This window comes from Pseudomonas sp. W17 (assembly GCF_040268305.1).
GTDB lineage: Bacteria > Pseudomonadota > Gammaproteobacteria > Pseudomonadales > Pseudomonadaceae > Aquipseudomonas > Aquipseudomonas protegens.
In genome coordinates this window covers 5184619-5203594 of sequence record NZ_CP158490.1, presented here as the reverse complement: position 1 = coordinate 5203594, position 18976 = coordinate 5184619, and the positions used below count along the sequence as shown (strand labels likewise).

The following is an 18976-nucleotide window of genomic DNA, read 5'->3' as shown; positions in this document are numbered from 1 at the left end:
TGGCGAAATCAAGGTCGCTTAAAGAGGTATTGTGTTTAGCTGAGTTTTTTGTGGTGCTGCGGGCCATAGGATTTGTTTCTCAGAGTATTGCTGTACGTTAATTTTATACAGATAGCGATACTTGGTTTTATATAAAGTTATATGACTATCTGGATGCGGGGTTGATAACCCTTTTCAAACAATAGAAACTTCATTCGTTTTGCTGATGAGTTTTTTTGTTTTTTGGGGGGGGCATCAAACACTATTTTTTCTAATAACATTTTCTTTTGCTATTTCTTATTGCTAACTGGCGATGTGGCTTTTGGATGTATTTCTCGCTGCTGGTAGCTTTAATTCTGATTCTCAGGTTATTCAATCTATCAAATGGGTCTGGGCTTTATCTTTTTCATGTGTGCACCTTGGTTTCTTTTTTTATAGTGATCGGATTGGTCTTTGTTTTTGGGTATTTTATCCAATTTTAATTTTGTATACTTCGCGCAAGTTCTCGAAAGTTGTTTTTTTTTGAGTATTTAAAATAATTGATGCTAATTAAATACTTGTCCTTGTTCGTAGGTATCACCCTGTTCGGTGACTTTTTTTCATAAATATGCTATTTTCTCGCCGTTGGATAAGGTTGGGGTTTATGAGTGGCGACGTTATTTTTTTGGTTTGAGTTTTAATCGGGCGAGGGCTTAGTGGGTGACAAAAGAAGCAATCAGGGTTGCTAGGGTTTCCACAGTTTCGTTTTTCATAGTGACGCAACTAGAGACTCAATTTGAGCAGTTGGCAATGTCTGGCGTTGATTTGACGGCCATTTCAAGTGCTGATGAATCGGTTGGTAGGTTGCTCGAAAATAAGAGATTTAATTTTTTACCAATTAATATTGAACGTAAAATTAATATTAAAAAAGATATTTTAAGTTTGTTTCTTTTGATAAAGGCTTTTCGAAAATATAATTTTGATATAATTCACTCAACTACACCGAAAGCAGGATTGTTATGTTCTATTGCGGGTCTGTTTGCTAGACGGTCCGTTCGATTGCATACATTTACTGGGCAGCCATGGGTAACTATGTCTGGTTTAAAACGCTCACTTCTAAGAGCGTGCGATAAGCTTGTCGGTATACTCAATACGCACTGTTATGCAGATAGCCATAGCCAAATGAAATTTCTAATTTCGAATGGTATTATTAAGCCAGAGAGAATATCAGTTCTGGGGGCTGGGTCGCTCGCGGGTATAGATTTAGAAAGATTCAATAAGAAATACTTTCCAGAAAGTACATGCTTGGATTTGAGGTCAAAACTTGGTATTTCAGAAAGTAGCAAGGTGGTTCTATATGTTGGCCGAATAACACCGGATAAAGGGATTAGTGAGTTAGTTCAGGCTTTCGAGAGGATATCTGCGAAAGACAGTGATGTATTTCTTGTGCTGGTTGGGCCTTCTGAGCCTGAAGGTCAACTAATTATTGATAGCATTCCTGAATATATAAAGTCGCATGTTAAAGTTGTCGGTTACGACCGCGAGCCTGAACGATATATGGCCGTCGCAGACTTGCTATGTTTGCCTAGTTACCGTGAAGGATTTGGCACGGTTATCATTGAAGCGGGGGCGATGGGGATCCCTTCAGTAGGGACCGATATCTATGGTTTGTCTGATGCGATTTTAGACGGGCTGACAGGTTTGCTAGTTAAAGTTGCAGATCCCGTATCTCTGGAAGAAGGGATCTGGACGCTATTGTCTAATCCATCGATGAGATACTCTATGGGCGCTGAGGCACACCGTCGAGCCTCGGAAAATTTTAGTTCTTCCAGATGCTCGGAGTTGCTGCTGAAAGAGTATAAGGCGTTTATAAGTTGATGGACGAAGTCTTTGAGGAAAAACAGCGCGTCATGGTAACGGGGGCAGCAGGGTTTGTCGGGGGCTGCTTAGTTCGTGCACTTACTTTACATGAGGCTTATATTCCCATATCAGTTTTTCGCTCTGAAGGTGATTTGCAGCTTATATCAAATAATGTATATGCTGCCAATGTATCCCCGGAAACGGACTGGGCTGTAGCTTTGGCCGGCGTATCTATAGTTGTTCACGCTGCTGCACGAGTGCATGTGATGAACGAAAGTTCCGCTACTGCTCTAGACGAATATAGAAGAGTAAACTTTCATGGTACTTTGAAGTTGGCGCGTCAAGCCGCTGAGGCCGGTGTGCGTCGCTTTGTTTTTATTAGCTCCATAAAAGTTAATGGAGAGGCTACTAGCCTTGCACGACCTTATTGTGCAGATGATCCAGTTAACCCAGTTGATCCATATGGTGTATCCAAACATGAGGCTGAAGTTGCTCTCCGCCAGCTCGCTTTGAAAACTGGTATGGAGGTGGTAATTATTCGTCCTACACTGGTTTATGGACCAGGAGTAAAAGCAAATTTTGAGGCTATGCTTGCGTGGGTTAAGCGAGGGGTCCCCTTGCCTTTAGGGTCGATTAACAATAAGCGTAGTCTGGTTTTTATTGAAAATTTAATTGATCTAGTTATTCTGTCTATGCATCATGAGAGTGCTGCAAATCAAACTTTTCTTGTTAGTGATGATGAAGATCTCTCTACAAGTGAGTTGTTGGCGAAAGCAGCAAATGCATTGGGTGTAAAAAGCCGAGTTTTTCCATTTCCAAGTAGTATGCTTAGATTATTTTTAACTCTCTTAGGACGTAAGGCAATTTCGCAACGCCTATGTGGAAGCTTGCAGGTTGATATAAGTAAGACCTGCCTTCTCTTAGGTTGGCGTCCCGCAGTAAACGTTAACGAGGCGTTAAAAAGAACCGCGGCAGTCTTTGTGGAAAAAAGCGTATGAGCAATGTGTACTGGGTGATGTTCTTTTCGTTTGTTGGTTCCTTGATGGGGACTGCAGTTTTACGCAGATACGCTTTATCTAATAGCCTTATTGATATACCTAACTCCCGAAGCTCTCATACTGTTCCCACTCCTAGGGGCGGAGGGGTGGCTATCGTTGTTGTTTTTATAATCAGTGCCATCGTTTTAGAGATTACCAGTAATCTGCAATTTTTTACTATGTTAGCTCTTACAGTTACAGGGGGGATGGTTGCCGTTATCGGGTTTCTCGATGACCATGGGCATATTCCCGCTCGCTGGAGATTATTGGGGCACTTTACAGCCGCAATTTTGGGGGTGGCATTATTGGGTGGGATGCCATCTATGCTTATACTTAATGTATATGTTGAATTGGCATGGGCAGGACATATCTTTGCAGTTTTTTATTTAGTATGGATGCTTAATTTATATAATTTTATGGATGGTATTGACGGTCTGGCTGCCATTGAGGCGGTGTTTGTTTGTTTAGCTGGCGCAGGCTTATATTGGATAGTTGGTAGCTATGACTTAGCTTGGGCTCCTTTGGGCCTGGCTCTTGCGGTCTTGGGTTTTTTGTACTGGAACTTTCCCCCTGCTCGAATTTTTATGGGCGATGCAGGTAGCGGATTTCTTGGATTAGTTCTTGGTTTGCTTGCCCTGCAGGCTGCTTGGACTAATCCATCGTTATTTTGGAGTTGGTTGATTTTTCTAGGTGTTTTCATTGTCGACGCGACGTTTACTCTTTTCTGTCGGCTATTAAGAGGGGAGAAACTGTACGAGGCGCATCGCAGCCATGCTTATCAATTTGCAGCGAGGCGTTACGGTAGGCATTTTCCGGTAACGTTGGCAGTGTTGTTTGTAAATATAATTTGGCTACTACCACTAGGCTTTCTTGTGGGTACAGAAAAGCTCGAAGGAGTTATTGGTCTTATAATAGCTTATGTACCTTTGATTCTTCTTGCAGTGTTCTACAAAGCCGGCGCAAGAGAGAACTGAGATGCGGGTTCTGGTTTACGTCTGTGGCGTTTTTATTTAAGAAGGGTATTAGTATGTTTCGTCAGTGGTTGCTTGAGCTTCCGAGGCGCCAAAAACGCTTGATCCAAGTCGCAGTAGATACTGTGCTTGTCTGGCTTGCGTTGTGGTTAGCGTTCCTTGTACGTCTTGGCATTGATGAAATTGCCAATCCATTAGAGGCGCACCCATGGCTTTTCCTGTTTGCACCTTTAGTTTCTATTCCACTATTCATCCATTTCGGTCTATATCGAGCAGTTTTACGTTATTTTGGTACCGATGCACTCATCGCTATTACTAAGGCTGTGACGTTGTCTGCGTTGGTAATGGGGGTTATTGTTTATGTTTATAGTAATCATAAGTTTGTAGTTCCTCGTTCTATTGTTTTTAATTTCTGGTGGTTGAGTCTCATCATGATTGGAGGCTTGCGCTTAGCAATGCGTCAATACTTCCTTGATGATTGGTTTTCTACAACACAACACATGCCTTTCTCCAATACAGATAATAATCTTCCTAAAGTTGCTATTTATGGAGCAGGCGCTGCTGGTAATCAACTGGTTGCGGCGTTGAGGATGGGGCGAGCAATGCGTCCTGTTGCTTTTATTGACGATGATAAGAGCATTGCAGACAGGGTAATCGCCGGACTACATGTTTATCAGCCCAAAAATATTCAACGAATGATTGATGCAACTGGAGCGCAGGAAGTTCTTTTGGCCATTCCTTCTTCAAGCCGTGGGCGTCGTCGTGAGATCTTGAGCTTTCTTGAAAACTATCCTCTTCATGTTCGAAGTGTTCCCGGGTTTATGGATCTCGCCAGTGGCCGAGTGAAAGTTGATGATATTCAGGCTGTTGATATTGCTGATTTGCTAGGACGTGACGCAGTTCCGGCTCAAGAGGATTTGCTTGAACGCTGTGTGACGAAGAAGGTAGTTCTTGTAACTGGCGCCGGAGGATCCATTGGCTCCGAGCTATGTCGGCAAATATTGCTTCTTCGTCCTACTGTATTGTTGTTGTTCGAGCATAGCGAGTTTAATCTCTATAGTATTTTTTCCGAGCTAGAAGGGCGTGTTGCTCGTGAGTCACTTTCCGTAAAGGTATTACCTATTCTTGGCACTATAAAAAGTCATGAAAAGCTCGTTGATATAATGACTACCTGGAAAGTTAATACAGTTTACCATGCTGCGGCTTATAAGCATGTCCCAATGGTAGAACATAATATTTCCGAAGGCTTTTTTAATAATGTAATCGGCACGCTTAATACAGCCCAGGCAGCATTGATGTCTGGTGTTACAGATTTTGTCTTGATATCTACAGATAAGGCAGTTCGTCCCACCAATATAATGGGAAGCACTAAACGCTTGGCTGAGCTGACGTTACAAGCACTTAGTCGAGAAAAAGATCCAGTTTTATTTGATGTGGCTGGTTGTGAACAGATAAGAAACAACACTCGATTTACAATGGTTCGTTTCGGTAATGTTCTGGGCTCTTCAGGTTCTGTAATTCCATTGTTTCATAAACAAATACAGTCTGGTGGCCCCTTGACTGTTACTCACCCTAAAATTACTCGATATTTCATGACCATTCCTGAAGCTGCACAGCTAGTTATTCAAGCGGGGTCGATGGGCTTGGGCGGGGATGTATTTGTATTGGATATGGGAGAACCGGTAAAAATTGTAGAACTGGCTGAGAAAATGATTCATCTCTCAGGTCTGACTGTTCGCTCGGAAAAAATGCCTCATGGTGATATTGCTATCGAATTTACCGGGTTGAGGCCCGGTGAGAAACTTTACGAAGAGCTATTAATAGGTGATAACGTTTCTATCACTCCACACCCGATGATTATGACAGCTAATGAAGATTATTTGCCTTGGGGTGTGTTGAAAACCAACCTAGCTAAGATGCTTGAGTCTGTTCATCAAGATGATTACGTCACATTCCGCCAATTGTTGCGTGAAACAGTGAGTGGCTATACGCCAGACGGTGAAATTGTCGATTGGATTTATCAACAACGCCGTTTACAACCATAAGTTTACATAAACAGTAACCATCTACATTTTGACTTGTCCCCTGCATCACCTAGGTTTGGAAGGCAGCTTTGGAAAGCTGCTTTCCTTACTCGATGTCATGGAGCGTCACTATGCGTAACTCTTTTTTCACCTCATTGATCTTTGCTTTTCTCGCCAGCTTTGCACTTGTCACTCAAGCAGCGCCGGGTCCTAAGACCCAGCCCGGTTCTGCGCAAGTGGCGGAGCAGGCGCCGATTCAAGCGAGCAAGGTCAACCTCAATACGGCGGATGAGGCTGTGCTGCAACGCGAGCTTTTTGGGGTGGGGGCTGCCAAGGCCAAGGCGATTGTCGCTTATCGGGAAGAAAATGGGCCCTTTGCTTCTGTGGACGAGTTGCTGGAGGTCAAGGGGATTGGCAGGGCAATTCTGGAACGAAATCTGGATAAGCTCGAAGTTAATTGAGTTCTCCCGCATAACGTTTGAAGGCCGGTCTCTGACCGGCCTTTTGCATTTCATGAGTGGGGTAGCTGACAGTGAATCTCTATCGCCTGGATTGATTATTTTCATGATGGCTCGAAAATATTATGGTAATAATATTTTTGGGCGCCAAATGTTTCTGGCCGAAGGCGCTCATTACTTTCATGCATTGTCAGGAGTCCAGCTATGAGTTCGATTCAATCCCAAGGTACAGCATTGGTCACTGGGGCCTCATCCGGTATTGGAGCGGTTTATGCCGAGCGACTGGCGGCGCGAGGTTTCGATTTGTTGCTGGTTGCTCGAGATGAGGGACGTTTGAAGGTGGCAGCCAATGCGTTGAGCGATAAATATAACGTGCAAGTGGAGGTGTTGAAGGCGGATTTGACGCTCAAGAAGGACTTACTGAATGTCGAGCAACGTTTGCGCGACGACTCCCGTATCAGCTTGCTGCTGAATAATGCGGGAGTAGCTGCCAACGGGGCTATGGCTGGCGCCGACCTGGATCAGATGGAGCACATGATTCAGCTCAATGTAGTGGCACTGACCCGGCTGGCCGGGGTGGCTGCAACGAGTTTCTCTGCGACTGGGCGTGGGGCGATTATCAATATTGCCTCGGTGGTGGCCTTGATTCCTGAGCGTTTCAACGCGACTTATAGTGCAACCAAGGCATATGTACTCAGTTTGACTCAGTCGCTGCAGGCTGAGTTGAAGGGCAGCGGCGTTCGTGTACAGGCTGTGTTGCCGGGTGTCACTCGTACCGAAATCTGGGAGCGTTCAGGGCTCGATGCCAAGGCCATTCCGGCGGAAATGGTGATGGAGGTACAGGAGATGGTCGATGCGGCGTTGAGCGGCTTGGATCAGGGTGAGTTGATTACATTGCCTTCGCTACCCGATCCTGCGGATTGGCAGGCTTTGGTGGCGGCGCGCTTGGCTCTTGGCCCCAATCTGTCCAGGAGCAGTGCGGCCGCTCGCTATAAATAAGGAGAGTAGGTTGGAGCGGATCGCTTCAGCCCCGCTCCTGTTGCTTCAGGCCCTCGCGAACCACCTCCAGTATCCGAGTTCCCAACTCCGGGTTTTCCACGCTACGAGAAAGCATGAGTGCACCGACCAAGGTGGACATAAGCATCAGGCTTCGCTCGGCTTTCTGTTCGCCTTCCAGCACCGATTCTAGTTGTTCGAGCCTGGTGTTGAGCACCTCATCTGTAGTCGCACTGGGTTGCCCGCGCTGGCCGAGTTCCGAGCTCATGGTCGGTAGCGGGCAGCCTTGATGAGGGGACTTCTGGTGCCACTCGCAGAGGTAGTTATCGATAAAGGCTGGCAGTGGATGCTCTTGTGCGAACAGTGCAGCGCAATGGGCGTCCAGCTCCTGGGCGGCGGCGCGCAGGGCTTCTTCTACCAGTTCATCCTTGGACTTGAAGTGGGAATAGAAGCCGCCATGGGTCAACCCCAGGGCTTTCATCAGGGGCTGTAGACCTGTTGCACCTATCCCGTCACGTCGAAAACGTTCTGAAGCTTCCTTGATAATGCGTTGATGAGTCTGGGCTTTATGGTCTGGCGAGTAACGCATTTGAGAAACCTCCGCAACTAGAAGGCCATTTTAACCAAGGATTATCAGATCATGCCCCTACTTCTAGGCAGGGATTGTCAGCGTTGACAGCTTCCCGACAGCTTTTCGTGAGGGCATAAGGGGTGATTGAAGTTGGCACGATAAGTGATTACCTGCTGTTCATGAATTGTTGAACAATCGTGAGGTGCCCCATGAGCGACGGACTATCCCTGGCGGACCACATTACTGTGGAACTGCGGGCTGACATCATCGGTGGTCGTTTATTGCCCGGAATGGCGCTGGTGGAAAGCGAACTGGTCAGTGCCTATAACGCCTCACGCAATACCATCCGTGAAGCCCTGCACCGCCTGGGGCAGGAAGGGCTGACCTGGTACGTGCGGCACAAAGGCGTGGTGGTCCGTCGCCTTGGTGCTGATGACGTGCGGGATCTGTTCCGAGTGCGCCGTACCCTGGAGTTGCAGGCCATCGCCAATGCTCGCCCGCTACGCGAGTACCAGTCCGATCGCATGCTCGATGCCATCGAAGCGGCGGAGCTTGCCCGGGAGCGCGAGGACTGGCGAGCCGTGGGAACCCATGGCCTGCGTTTTCACCAGCATGTGGTGGGGTTGCTGGGCTCGCCACTATTCGATGAGTTCTTCACCAACGTGGTGGCGCAGTTGCGCCTGGTGTTTTGTACGGCGCCGGATGAGGCGCGGTTTCAGGCGCCCTGGCTGGTCCGCGACCGACAGATCCATGAATGGCTTCTGGAGGGTGACAAGGCGGCCGCCATCGAGGCCATGGAGTTGTACCTGGACGACTCGGAGCGCCTGCTATTGGACATGCTCGACCAATCCCTGTGTCACTGAATGAGGGCGATACCCATGTACAAAGACTATCCAGCGGCTTATCAGGTCAGCAAAGGTTCGGCGCTACAGGTGGACAAGGCGTTTTACGAACGCATTCGGCACAATCAGGGCCAACGCCATCTGATCGAGCAGTTCGAGGTTCCGATCCGTACCGGACGCGCCTGGAAGGTGCCCGCCGGGCACGTATTTCGGGTGACCACCCCGGTAGGGCCGCAGGTGGGCGACTTCAACGTGTGGAATGCCAACGATCCGCGTGAGCGCCTCTGGGCTGCGCGCACCCGGCAGTTGCAGGGGGCGCATGTCAGTACCCACGACCGGCTCTGGTCGAACCTGCCTTTTCTGCGGCCGCTGGTGACCATCACCGATGACAGTCTGGCCCATTACGGCATCGACGAGCATGGTGGCCGCCTGCACGATCTACTGGGCACCCGTTGCGACCCCTATGTGAATCGCATGCTTACCGGCGAGGACTTTCATCATCACTGCCATTCCAACCTGACGCGGGCAGTGCTGCCTCATGGCCTGACCGAGTTCGATGTGCATGATGTGTTGAACATCTTCCAGTGCACGGGCCTGAACCATGACGACATGTACTTCATGAAGGCCTGCCCGGCGCAGAAGGGGGATTATCTGGAGTTCTTCGCCGAGATCGACCTGCTCTGTGCATTGTCGACCTGTCCGGGCGGAGATCTGTCCTTGCCGATGTGGGGGCCTGAAGCTCAGGATCCGTTAAGCGTGTGCCGTCCACTGGGAGTGGAAATCTATCGTCTGGACGAATCGCTGCTCGAAGGCTGGAGCCAGCCGCAACGTGCAGCCTATAAGGGCCAGCACGGGTTGCACATTGCCAAGGCCGAATGGGAGCGCTGAGCTTCCAGGCAGCCCCTGCACGTTAGGGTGAAGGGGCTGTAGGCTTAACGATCCTGCGCTTCCTTGGCATCCATTTGTGCGTTGCGCTCGGCCACGCGCTTGCGTTGCTCATCGGTCAGCTCGACCTTGTTGGCGGTGTCGCGCAGCATCATCAAGCCGCCAACGATAGAACCGATAGCAACCACCAGAATCAACCAGGCATACCAGGGCATAGGGCTCTCCTTAATGGGCAGTAGCCCGCAGGCGAAGGTTCGCCTTCGGGCCTGCCTATAACGCTTTGAGTTAAAGCGCTTCGCAGTGGTTCCATTGTATGCCTGATCCGCCTGGTGCGAGCAGAGCGCGGTTCAACGGCCGGTGAGCATGGCGTCCACCGGCGCGTCGGCCCGCAGTTGCCCGGTCAGCAGGAAGTAGATGAAGCCCAGGGCCATGAACACCAGAAATATCAGGCCGATCAGGGCATTGAACCAGGCCATGGCCACCAGGCAGACCGCGGCCAGTGCCAACGCGATGGCCGGCACCAGCGGGTAGCCCGGGGCGCGGAAGCTGCGTGGCAGATTCGGTTCCGCCCTGCGCAGTTTGAACAGGCTGAGCATGCTCATGATGTACATCACGATGGCACCGAACACCGCCATGGTGATCATGGCGGCAGTGAGGGTCATGCCGCCAAGGTTGATCAGGCCATCGCTGTAGATGGCGGCGATGCCGATCAGGCCGCCGGCGATGATTGCCCGATGTGGCGTCTGAAAGCGCGACAGCCTGGCCAGGGAGGCAGGCAGGTAACCGGCCCGGGCCAGGGCGAAGAACTGGCGCGAGTAGCCGAGAATGATCCCGTGGAAACTTGCCACCAGGCCGAACAGGCCGATCCATACCAGCATGTGCAGCCAGCCGGAACTGTCACCCACAACGGTCTTCATCGCCTGGGGCAGCGGGTCGTTGATGTTCGACAAGCTGCGCCAGTCCCCCACGCCGCCGGCGAAGAACATCACCCCCATGGCCAGCAGCACCAGGGTCAGGATGCCGCTGATATAGGCTTTGGGAATGGTGCGCTTGGGGTCCTTGGCTTCTTCGGCAGCCATGGCCGCGCCTTCGATGGCCAGGAAGAACCAGATGGCGAAGGGAATGGCGGCGAACATCCCGGCAATTGCCGGGGCGCCGAAGGCGTCGGCGCCTGCCCAGCCGTTGAGGGCGAAGTTGCTGAAGCTGAAGGCTGGGGCCACCACGCCCATGAACACCAGGAGTTCGGCCACCGCCAGCACGCAGACCACCAGTTCAAAGGTGGCTGCCAGTTTCACCCCGAGAATGTTCAGGCCCATGAATACGATGTAGGCGCCAACCGCGGCATGTTTCGGATCCAGGGCCGGGAATTGCACGTTCAGGTAAGCGCCGATGGCCAGGGCGATGGCGGGAGGGGCGAAGACGAATTCGATCAGGGTGGCCAGCCCCGCGATCAAGCCGCCTTTTTCACCAAAGGCGCGACGGCTGTAGGCAAACGGGCCGCCGGCGTGGGGAATCGCTGTGGTCAGCTCGGTGAAACTGAATATAAAGCAGGTATACATGGTCGCCACCATCAGCGAGGTCACGAGAAACCCCAGGGTTCCTGCCACGCCCCAGCCATAGCTCCAGCCGAAGTACTCCCCGGAAATCACCAGTCCGACTGCGATGCCCCATAAATGCAGCGTGCCCAAGGTGGGCTTGAGTTGTGTGTTCATCGGTTGCTCCCTGAACGATTAGGACGTGCTCGCGGCTGTTCTGTGCAGTGCCCATGCCAGTTCCTGGAACACCGTCGTAAAGCACGAAAAGCTGTCGTATCGAGGATGTTTCGCCGATTTTTAGCACTATTGACCTTCAGTGCATGGGGGCGTGATGCCTCGCATCGGGGCAGCCGCGCTCCAGAGGCGAGCGATGCGCTTCATTGCCCCTCGTAAAGGCTGGATGACGCCAGTCTTTACGTTTTCTTTATGCGCTGCCCACCCCGTCGATCTCGTTCCTTTACAGGCACCCTGCGGACAATGCCTGCATTCGCGGCAATCGCCGTACCACGGAGACATTCCATGAACATTCTGGACGCGGTGTCGCTGCTGCTGGCAGTGGGCCTGTTCATTTATCTATTGGTTGCGCTGCTGCGCGCGGATCGGAACTAGGAGCTGCGGTTATGCACAGTTATGACTATTGGCTGATCCTCGCCTTCTTCGCCCTGGTGCTGTTGCCCGCCCCTTGGCTGGGGCGCTTCTACTACCGGGTGATGGAGGGCCAGCGCACCTGGCTGACCCCGGTTCTGGGCCCGGTGGAGCGTGTCTGCTATCGAATCTCCGGGGTCGATCCACAGGTTGAGCAGAGCTGGCAGAAATACACCCTGGCTCTGCTGGCCTTCAATTTGTCCGGGTTTGTCCTGCTGTTTGCCATCTTGCTGTTTCAGGATCACCTGCCGCTCAATCCGCAGCATCTTCCGGGGCAGGAATGGACGCTGGCGTTCAACACCGCAGTCAGTTTCATGACCAACACCAACTGGCAGTCCTACAGCGGCGAAGCCTCCCTGAGCTACCTCAGCCAGATGGTCGGCCTTACCGTGCAGAACTTCGTCAGCGCTGCCACCGGGCTGGCGGTGCTGGTTGCCTTGTGCCGCGGCATTGGCCGGCGTTCGGTGCGCACCCTGGGCAACTTCTGGGTCGATATGACCCGCGCCACCCTCTACGGCCTGCTGCCGCTGTGCCTGCTGCTGGCGCTGTTCCTGGTCTGGCAGGGCGTACCCCAGACCTTTGCCCATTACGTGGATGCCCTGACCCTGCAGGGCAATGACCAGGTTATTCCGCTGGGCCCGGCCGCCAGCCAGATTGCCATCAAACAGTTGGGCACCAACGGTGGCGGTTTCTTCGGCGTCAACTCGGCGCACCCGTTCGAGAACCCCACGGCCTGGAGCAATCTGTTCGAACTGGTATCGATCATCCTGATTCCGGTGGCCCTGGTGTTCACCTTCGGCCATTACTTCAAGGACCTGCGTCAGAGCCGGGCGATCATCGCATGCATGTTCGCCTTGTTCCTGATCGGCGGTGCTACCTCGCTGTGGGCGGAGTATCAACCCAACCCGGCCTTACAGAACGCAGCGGTAGAGCAGGCTGCGCCCCTGGAAGGCAAGGAAGCCCGCTTCGGTACTACCGCCACGGTGCTCTGGTCGGTGACCACCACTGCGGCCTCCAACGGTTCGGTGAATGGCATGCACGACAGCCTCAACCCGCTGAGCGGCATGGTGGCGCTGATCAACATGATGGTCGGCGAAGTGATCTTCGGCGGCGTCGGCGCGGGCCTCTACGGCATGTTGCTGAACGTGTTGATCGCGGTGTTCCTGGCCGGGCTGATGATCGGTCGCACCCCGGAATATCTGGGCAAGAAGCTACAGGCCAAGGAGGTGCAGTTGCTGGTAGTGACCCTGATGGTGATGCCCATCGGCGTCCTGGTCCTGGGCGCCCTGGCCGCCAGCTTGCCGGGGCCGGCAGCAGCCATCAGCAACCCGGGGCCCCATGGCTTCAGTCAACTGCTCTACGCCTACACCTCGGCCAGCGCCAACAACGGCTCGGCGTTCGGTGGCTTCAGCGCCAATACCCCGTTCCATAACCTGATGCTGGGCCTGGGCATGCTGATCGGTCGCTTCGGCTACATCCTGCCGGTGCTGGCCCTGGCCGGCAGCCTGGCGATGAAGAAGACCGCACCCATCGGCCAGAACAGTTTTCCCACCCATGGCCCGCTGTTCGTGGCCTTGCTGACCGTGACCATCTTGCTGGTGGGCGGCCTGACCTTCCTGCCGACCCTGGCGCTGGGCCCAATCGCCGAACACCTGAGCATGGGATTCTGAGGACCTGATGATGAATATGCATGTTCCTGCCTCGAACAAAGCCGCCGATGCGCTCGCCAAGAGCCAGCCGGCCAAGGCCGAAGTGGCGAGTACCGCAATCTCTGCCCTGTGGCGCCCGGCGCTGATCCAGGCTTTCGTCAAGCTTGACCCGCGCCAGTTGCAGCGCTCGCCAGTGATGCTGGTGGTGGAACTGACAGCGATCCTGACCACCGTGCTGTGTTTCATTCCGGACACCGCAGTGCCGACCTTCGTCGCCGCACAGATTGCTCTCTGGCTATGGTTCACCGTGCTCTTTGCCAACTTCGCCGAGGCCCTGGCGGAAGGCCGCGGCAAGGCTCGCGCCGACAGCCTCAAGGCCGGTAGCGAGGGCTTGAGCGCCCGCCGCCGGGCCGGCGACGGCAGCTATCAGTTGGTGCCGGCGGTCAATCTGCGCAAAGGCGACGTGGTGCGGGTCGAAGCCGGCGAAATGATTCCCGGCGATGGCGAGGTGATCGAAGGTATCGCCGCGGTCAACGAAGCGGCAATCACTGGTGAATCGGCTCCGGTGATCCGGGAATCCGGCGGTGACCGTTCGGCGGTGACCGGCAATACCCGGCTGGTCTCCGACTGGCTGCTGGTGCGCATTACCAGCAACCCCGGCGAGTCGACCCTGGACCGCATGATCGCTCTGGTGGAAGGCGCCAAGCGGCAGAAGACACCGAACGAAGTGGCCCTGGATATCCTGCTGATCGGCCTGACCCTGATCTTCCTGCTGGTGGTGGTGACCCTGCAGCCCTTCGCCCACTTTGCCAATGGCAGCCTGCCGCTGGTGTTCCTGGTGGCGCTGCTGGTGACCCTGATCCCCACCACCATCGGCGGCCTGCTCTCGGCCATCGGGATCGCCGGGATGGACCGCCTGGTGCGCTTGAACGTGATCGCCAAGTCCGGGCGCGCGGTGGAGGCGGCGGGTGACGTGCACGTGTTGCTGCTGGACAAGACCGGCACCATCACTTTCGGTAACCGACGTTGCAGCGCCATCTACCCGGCGCCGGGCGTCAGTGCCCAGGTACTGGCCGAAGCGGCTTTGATGGCCTCCCTGGCGGACGACACCGCCGAAGGCAAGTCCATCGTTGAGTACCTGCGGGAGCTTTATCCACAGCCCGAGCCGGGCAGCGATCTGCTGACGGCAGTGCCTTTCAGCGCTGAAACCCGGCTGTCCGGGGTCGATTACCAGGGCCGGGTCTATCGCAAGGGGGCAGTGGATTCGGTGTTGAGTTTCGTCGGCCTCAAACGCAGCGAGCTGGCACCGGCCCTGTCCCGGGAGATCGACAAGATCGCCCAGAGCGGCGGCACTCCGTTGCTGGTCTGTGCCGAGGGCCGGATGCTCGGCGCCATTCACCTCAAGGACGTGGTCAAGCCCGGCATTCGCGAGCGTTTCGCCGAGTTGCGCAAGCTGGGCATCCGTACCGTGATGGTGACCGGCGACAACCCGCTGACCGCCGCGGCCATTGCCGCCGAAGCCGGAGTCGACGATGTGCTGGCCGAGGCCACGCCGGAGAAGAAGCTGGCGCGCATTCGCCACGAGCAAAACGACGGGCGTCTGGTGGCCATGTGCGGTGACGGCGCCAATGACGCACCGGCGTTGGCCCAGGCCGATGTCGGCATGGCCATGAACGACGGCACCCAGGCGGCGCGCGAGGCGGCCAACATGGTCGACCTGGACAGCGACCCGACCAAGCTGCTGGATGTGGTGCAGATCGGCAAGGAGCTTCTGGTGACCCGGGGTGCCCTGACCACCTTCTCCATCGCCAACGACGTGGCCAAGTACTTCGCCATCCTGCCGGCGCTGTTCGCGGCGATTTATCCACAGTTGGGGGTGCTCAACATCATGGGGCTGGCCAGCCCGCAGAGCGCAATCCTTTCGGCCATCGTGTTCAACGCCCTGATCATCGTAGTGCTGATCCCCCTGGCACTGCGTGGGGTGCGGGTACAGGCGGCCAGTGCCGCGCACCTGCTGCGGCGCAACCTGTTGATCTACGGCGTGGGTGGCATTGTCGTGCCCTTTGTCGGGATTAAGCTGATCGACATGCTGTTGACTGCGCTGCACCTGGTGTAACCGGCCTGCAGATCTGAACGAATCGAGGAGTGAGAGATGACTAGCGTAGTGCGTCCGGCCTTGAGCCTGATTGTGTTGATGACCCTGATCACCGGTGTGGCCTATCCCCTGGCGGTGACCGGCGTGGCCCAGTTGGCCTTCCCGGAACAGGCCAATGGCAGCCTGGTGCGCGATGCCGACGGCAGGGTGCGGGGTTCGGCCCTGATCGCCCAGGATTTCGTCGGTGATGCCTGGTTCCATCCGCGCCCTTCGGCGGGGGCCTTTGCCACGGTATCCAGCTCTGCCAGCAACCTGGCGCCGAGCAACCCGGCCCTGGCCACGCGGGTGATCGAGGATGCCGGCAAGCTCCTGGTACCGGGGCAGGGGCCGGTGCCCCTGGCATTGCTGACCACTTCGGGCAGCGGCCTCGATCCACACTTGCCACCGCAGGCAATTGACTATCAACTGGCGCGGGTCGCGGCGGCGCGCAACCTGTCGCCAGCCAAGTTGCAGGCCCTGGTGGACGCCCATATCGAGCAGCCGCTGGTGGGGCCGCCGGTGGTCAATGTACTGGCCCTGAACCTGGCCCTGGAACAGCTGTAGCCGCTGCCGAACCTGCGAGGCTGCAAAATGCCCCGCGGGGGCTTCCAGCCCCAGGGAGCGCTGGCAAACGCAACTGAAGTGAGCGCAGATTGAACCGAATGTCTTGTCGCAGAGAGATAACCCATGAGTGATTCCGGTCGCGCCGATGCGCTGCTAGCCGAGCTGCCACGGGACGGCCGCGGCCGGCTCAAGGTGTTCCTGGGCGCCGCCCCCGGGGTTGGCAAGACCTACGCCATGCTCCAGGCGGCCCATAGCCAACTGCGCCAAGGGGTCAAGGTGCTTGCCGGGGTGGTGGAGACCCACGGCCGCGCCGAGACCGAAGCCTTGTTGAGCGGGCTGCCCCAGCAGCCCTTGGTGCGTTCGGAATATCGTGGCGTATTGCTGGAGGAAATGGACCTCGACGGCCTGCTCAAGGCCAAGCCCAAGCTGGTACTGGTGGACGAACTGGCCCACAGCAATGCCCCGGGCAGCCGGCACGCCAAGCGCTGGCAGGACATTCAGGAGTTGCTGGCGGCCGGGATCGACGTCTTCACCACGGTCAATGTCCAGCACCTGGAAAGCCTCAATGACCAGGTGCGCGGCATTACCGGGGTCCAGGTCCGCGAAACCCTGCCTGACTGGGTGCTGCAAGAGGCCTATGAGTTGCTGCTGGTGGACTTGCCGCCCCGAGAGCTGCTGGAGCGTCTGCGGGACGGCAAGGTCTACGTGCCGGAGCAGGCGCGGGCGGCCATCGATGCATTTTTCACCCAGACCAACCTCACCGCCCTGCGCGAACTGGCAATGCAGACCGCCGCCGCCCAGGTGGACAACGACCTGGCCCAGGGCTATCGCCAGTTGGGGCAGGCGGCACCAGCGGTGCGCGGGCGGTTGCTGGTGGGTATCGACGGCGATGCCCAGGCCGAGCGGCTGGTACGTCACGCCAGCCGTGTGGCTCAGCGTCGCCACCTGCCCTGGAGCCTGGTGCATGTGGATAACGGCCGGTTGCGCGACGAGCAGGCACGCTTGCGCTTGCAGGCCGCTCAACAACTGGCCGAGCGCCTGGGCGGGGAAGTGGTCTTGTTGCGCGCCGGCGAGGTGGCCAAGACCCTGATCCAGCACGCCGCGGAGCGTCGCGCCAGCCTGCTGCTGGTGGGGCAGTCCAGGCGCCGCTGGCGCCGGCGCTGGTTTGGTGGCGGCTTGGCGGCGCGCTTGCTGCGCAATGCCGATGGCCTGGAGATCAATGTCCTGGACAGTGAGCCCCAGCCCCATCAGCCGGGCCTGCGGGTCAAGCATTCGCTGATCTGGTTCGACTACGTCCTGGCAGTCCTGGCCACCCTCCTGGCCAGCGCCCTGGCCTGGGGGGTGGCCAGTGTCCTGCCGTTGCCGAACATCTCCCTGGTGTTCCTCGCCGCCGTGCTGCTGGTGGCGGTGCGCAGCAGTCTGGGGCCGGCGCTGGCTTGCGCGGCGCTGTCCTTTCTCAGTTATGACTTCCTGTTCATTCCGCCGAACTTCTCCCTGGCCATCCAGCGGGAAGAAGATGTACTGACCCTGCTGTTCTTCCTGCTCATGGCCGCGCTGACCGGCAATCTGGCGGCCCGCCAGCGCCGGCAGTTACAGGCCTTGCGCGATACCCAGGAGGAAACCGGCGAGCTTCTGGACCTGTCGCGCAAGTTGACTGCCGCCACTGACCGGCAAGCGGTGATCAGCGCCGCGGCCCAGCATTTGAATGGTCGCGACGAGTTGCGTGTCTGCCTGATCAACCGCGACGGACAGGGTGGATGGAAAGTCGAGACCGGTGGTTCGCCGCAGTTCTCCGAGGCCGAGCGCGCGGCGGCCGACTGGGCCTGGCAGCATGACCAGCCGGCGGGGCTGGGCACCGGGACCTTGCCCTTTGGTCGATGGTGGTGGTGGCCGCTGTCGGTGGATGACGGGCCCCTGGGATTGCTCGGTGTCTGCCCCCGTGAGGGCGAGGAGTTCAGCGGCCAGCGCCGACGCCTGCTCACTGCGCTCAGCCAGCCACTGGCCCAGGCCCTGGCACGGGCGCGGCTGGCCGAGGACCTGGAAGCGGCGAGGCTGCACGGGGAGACCGAACAGTTGCGCAGCGCCTTGCTGGCTTCGGTATCCCATGACCTGCGCACACCGCTGACCTCAATGCGCGGCAGTATCGACAGCCTGCTGGCCCTGGGGGAAGCGATCCCCCTGGAAGATCGGCGAGAGCTGCTGGAGGGCACGCGGGATGAGGCCGAGCGCCTGGACCGCTATATACAGAACCTGCTGGACATGACCCGGCTCGGCCATGGGGCCCTGAAGCTGGCCCGGGACTGGGTCGCGCCGGGGGATATCGTCGGCAGTGCCCTGAACCGCCTGCGGGCGGTGCTGGCGCCGTTGCAGGTGGCCACCGAACTGCCAGCGGACTTGCCCTTGCTTTACGTCCATGCGGCGCTGATCGAGCAGGCGCTGGTCAATGTGCTGGAGAATGCTGCTCGCTTCTCTCCATCCCAAGGCCATCTGCAGTTGAAAGTCAGTGCCAGTGAGCAGGAATTGAGCTTCTCCGTCAGTGATGAGGGCCCGGGGATTCCCGAGGATGAGCGGGCAAAGATCTTCGACATGTTCTACACCGCTGCCCGTGGCGACCGCGGCGGGCAAGGCACTGGCCTGGGCCTGGCGATCTGCCAGGGCATGGTCGGCGCCCATGGTGGGCATATCAGTGTCGCCGAGGGCATTGGCGGCAAGGGGACATGCATCACCTTGCACCTGCCGTTGCAGACCCAGCCAGAGCTTGAGTCGGACCTGTGAATACCTGTAGAACGCGCTGCGGCCTTGCCGCGTCAGCGCCACACGGATGCGGCATGCCTTGCGCTACGCTTT

At 56.1% G+C, this 18976-nt stretch carries 16 protein-coding genes; 13 read left to right on the top strand and 3 right to left on the bottom strand.

The features are described from left to right. Positions 1-678 precede the first annotated feature (678 nt). From ABCR88_RS23715 to ABCR88_RS23690, 6 genes are all read left to right on the top strand, one after another. Positions 679-1836: a glycosyltransferase family 4 protein gene (locus tag ABCR88_RS23715; protein ID WP_041119416.1), complete on the top strand. Its 1158-nt coding sequence runs from the start codon at positions 679-681 to the stop codon at positions 1834-1836. After that, complete coding sequence (locus ABCR88_RS23710) at positions 1836-2816, top strand: SDR family oxidoreductase (RefSeq protein ID WP_015636565.1); 981 nt, start codon at positions 1836-1838, stop codon at positions 2814-2816. Before ABCR88_RS23715 ends, ABCR88_RS23710 begins: the two co-directional genes overlap by 1 nt. Further along, positions 2813-3829, top strand: coding sequence for a glycosyltransferase family 4 protein (locus ABCR88_RS23705; RefSeq protein ID WP_052470424.1), 1017 nt, complete (start codon positions 2813-2815; stop codon positions 3827-3829). Before ABCR88_RS23710 ends, ABCR88_RS23705 begins: the two co-directional genes overlap by 4 nt. 53 nt (positions 3830-3882) lie before the next feature. Continuing rightward, positions 3883-5871 carry a nucleoside-diphosphate sugar epimerase/dehydratase gene (locus ABCR88_RS23700; RefSeq protein WP_041119415.1) on the top strand — a complete coding sequence of 663 codons (1989 nt, stop codon included), beginning with the start codon at positions 3883-3885 and terminating at the stop codon, positions 5869-5871. A gap of 110 nt (positions 5872-5981) precedes the next feature. After that, on the top strand, positions 5982-6311 hold the full coding sequence (locus ABCR88_RS23695; RefSeq protein WP_011062576.1) for a helix-hairpin-helix domain-containing protein: 330 nt from the start codon (positions 5982-5984) through the stop codon (positions 6309-6311). Positions 6312-6512: 201 nt separating this feature from the next. Further along, positions 6513-7307 (top strand): SDR family oxidoreductase, encoded by a 795-nt coding sequence (locus tag ABCR88_RS23690; RefSeq protein ID WP_041119414.1) that lies wholly within the window; start codon positions 6513-6515, stop codon positions 7305-7307. Positions 7308-7332: 25 nt separating this feature from the next. On the opposite strand, the gene ABCR88_RS23685 is transcribed toward ABCR88_RS23690, so the two are convergent. Beyond that, positions 7333-7893: a TetR/AcrR family transcriptional regulator gene (locus ABCR88_RS23685; protein WP_041119413.1), complete on the bottom strand. Its 561-nt coding sequence runs from the start codon at positions 7891-7893 to the stop codon at positions 7333-7335. A 191-nt stretch (positions 7894-8084) separates the two neighbouring features. Here ABCR88_RS23685 and ABCR88_RS23680 point away from each other — a divergent pair, with 191 nt between their 5' ends. Then, a complete protein-coding gene (locus ABCR88_RS23680; protein ID WP_041119412.1) occupies positions 8085-8738 on the top strand; it encodes a GntR family transcriptional regulator in 654 nt (217 codons plus the stop codon). A gap of 15 nt (positions 8739-8753) precedes the next feature. Beyond that, positions 8754-9605: a DUF1989 domain-containing protein gene (locus ABCR88_RS23675; RefSeq protein WP_011062572.1), complete on the top strand. Its 852-nt coding sequence runs from the start codon at positions 8754-8756 to the stop codon at positions 9603-9605. Between the two features lie 44 nt (positions 9606-9649). On the opposite strand, the gene ABCR88_RS23670 is transcribed toward ABCR88_RS23675, so the two are convergent. Further along, positions 9650-9817 carry a DUF2897 family protein gene (locus ABCR88_RS23670; RefSeq protein WP_011062571.1) on the bottom strand — a complete coding sequence of 56 codons (168 nt, stop codon included), beginning with the start codon at positions 9815-9817 and terminating at the stop codon, positions 9650-9652. A gap of 132 nt (positions 9818-9949) precedes the next feature. Continuing rightward, complete coding sequence (eat, locus tag ABCR88_RS23665) at positions 9950-11314, bottom strand: ethanolamine permease (RefSeq protein WP_011062570.1); 1365 nt, start codon at positions 11312-11314, stop codon at positions 9950-9952. Positions 11315-11656: 342 nt separating this feature from the next. On the opposite strand from eat, the gene kdpF reads away from it, so the two are divergent. From kdpF to ABCR88_RS23640, 5 genes are all read left to right on the top strand, one after another. Next, positions 11657-11746 (top strand): K(+)-transporting ATPase subunit F, encoded by a 90-nt coding sequence (gene kdpF / locus ABCR88_RS23660; RefSeq protein ID WP_019092894.1) that lies wholly within the window; start codon positions 11657-11659, stop codon positions 11744-11746. 11 nt (positions 11747-11757) lie between these two features. Beyond that, on the top strand, positions 11758-13452 hold the full coding sequence (kdpA, locus tag ABCR88_RS23655; protein WP_350403620.1) for a potassium-transporting ATPase subunit KdpA: 1695 nt from the start codon (positions 11758-11760) through the stop codon (positions 13450-13452). 10 nt (positions 13453-13462) lie between these two features. Beyond that, entirely contained in the window at positions 13463-15547 is a 2085-nt protein-coding gene (kdpB, locus tag ABCR88_RS23650) for a potassium-transporting ATPase subunit KdpB (RefSeq protein WP_011062568.1), read from the top strand. Between the two features lie 36 nt (positions 15548-15583). Further along, entirely contained in the window at positions 15584-16129 is a 546-nt protein-coding gene (gene kdpC / locus ABCR88_RS23645; RefSeq protein ID WP_041119409.1) for a potassium-transporting ATPase subunit KdpC, read from the top strand. A 123-nt stretch (positions 16130-16252) separates the two neighbouring features. Continuing rightward, on the top strand, positions 16253-18904 hold the full coding sequence (locus ABCR88_RS23640) for a sensor histidine kinase KdpD (RefSeq protein WP_325985094.1): 2652 nt from the start codon (positions 16253-16255) through the stop codon (positions 18902-18904). The last annotated feature ends 72 nt before the right edge of the window (positions 18905-18976 follow it).

Bases quoted from the DNA above. Each gene is read 5' to 3' on its own strand.
- ABCR88_RS23710 (WP_015636565.1), top strand. From the start codon at position 1,836: ATGGACGAAGTCTTTGAGGAAAAACAGCGCGTCATGGTAACGGGGGCA.
- ABCR88_RS23705 (WP_052470424.1), top strand. From the start codon at position 2,813: ATGAGCAATGTGTACTGGGTGATGTTCTTTTCGTTTGTTGGTTCCTTG.
- ABCR88_RS23700 (WP_041119415.1), top strand. From the start codon at position 3,883: ATGTTTCGTCAGTGGTTGCTTGAGCTTCCGAGGCGCCAAAAACGCTTG.
- ABCR88_RS23695 (WP_011062576.1), top strand. From the start codon at position 5,982: ATGCGTAACTCTTTTTTCACCTCATTGATCTTTGCTTTTCTCGCCAGC.
- ABCR88_RS23690 (WP_041119414.1), top strand. From the start codon at position 6,513: ATGAGTTCGATTCAATCCCAAGGTACAGCATTGGTCACTGGGGCCTCA.
- ABCR88_RS23685 (WP_041119413.1), bottom strand. From the start codon at position 7,893: ATGCGTTACTCGCCAGACCATAAAGCCCAGACTCATCAACGCATTATC.
- ABCR88_RS23680 (WP_041119412.1), top strand. From the start codon at position 8,085: ATGAGCGACGGACTATCCCTGGCGGACCACATTACTGTGGAACTGCGG.
- ABCR88_RS23675 (WP_011062572.1), top strand. From the start codon at position 8,754: ATGTACAAAGACTATCCAGCGGCTTATCAGGTCAGCAAAGGTTCGGCG.
- ABCR88_RS23670 (WP_011062571.1), bottom strand. From the start codon at position 9,817: ATGCCCTGGTATGCCTGGTTGATTCTGGTGGTTGCTATCGGTTCTATC.
- eat (WP_011062570.1), bottom strand. From the start codon at position 11,314: ATGAACACACAACTCAAGCCCACCTTGGGCACGCTGCATTTATGGGGC.
- kdpF (WP_019092894.1), top strand. From the start codon at position 11,657: ATGAACATTCTGGACGCGGTGTCGCTGCTGCTGGCAGTGGGCCTGTTC.
- kdpA (WP_350403620.1), top strand. From the start codon at position 11,758: ATGCACAGTTATGACTATTGGCTGATCCTCGCCTTCTTCGCCCTGGTG.
- kdpB (WP_011062568.1), top strand. From the start codon at position 13,463: ATGAATATGCATGTTCCTGCCTCGAACAAAGCCGCCGATGCGCTCGCC.
- kdpC (WP_041119409.1), top strand. From the start codon at position 15,584: ATGACTAGCGTAGTGCGTCCGGCCTTGAGCCTGATTGTGTTGATGACC.
- ABCR88_RS23640 (WP_325985094.1), top strand. From the start codon at position 16,253: ATGAGTGATTCCGGTCGCGCCGATGCGCTGCTAGCCGAGCTGCCACGG.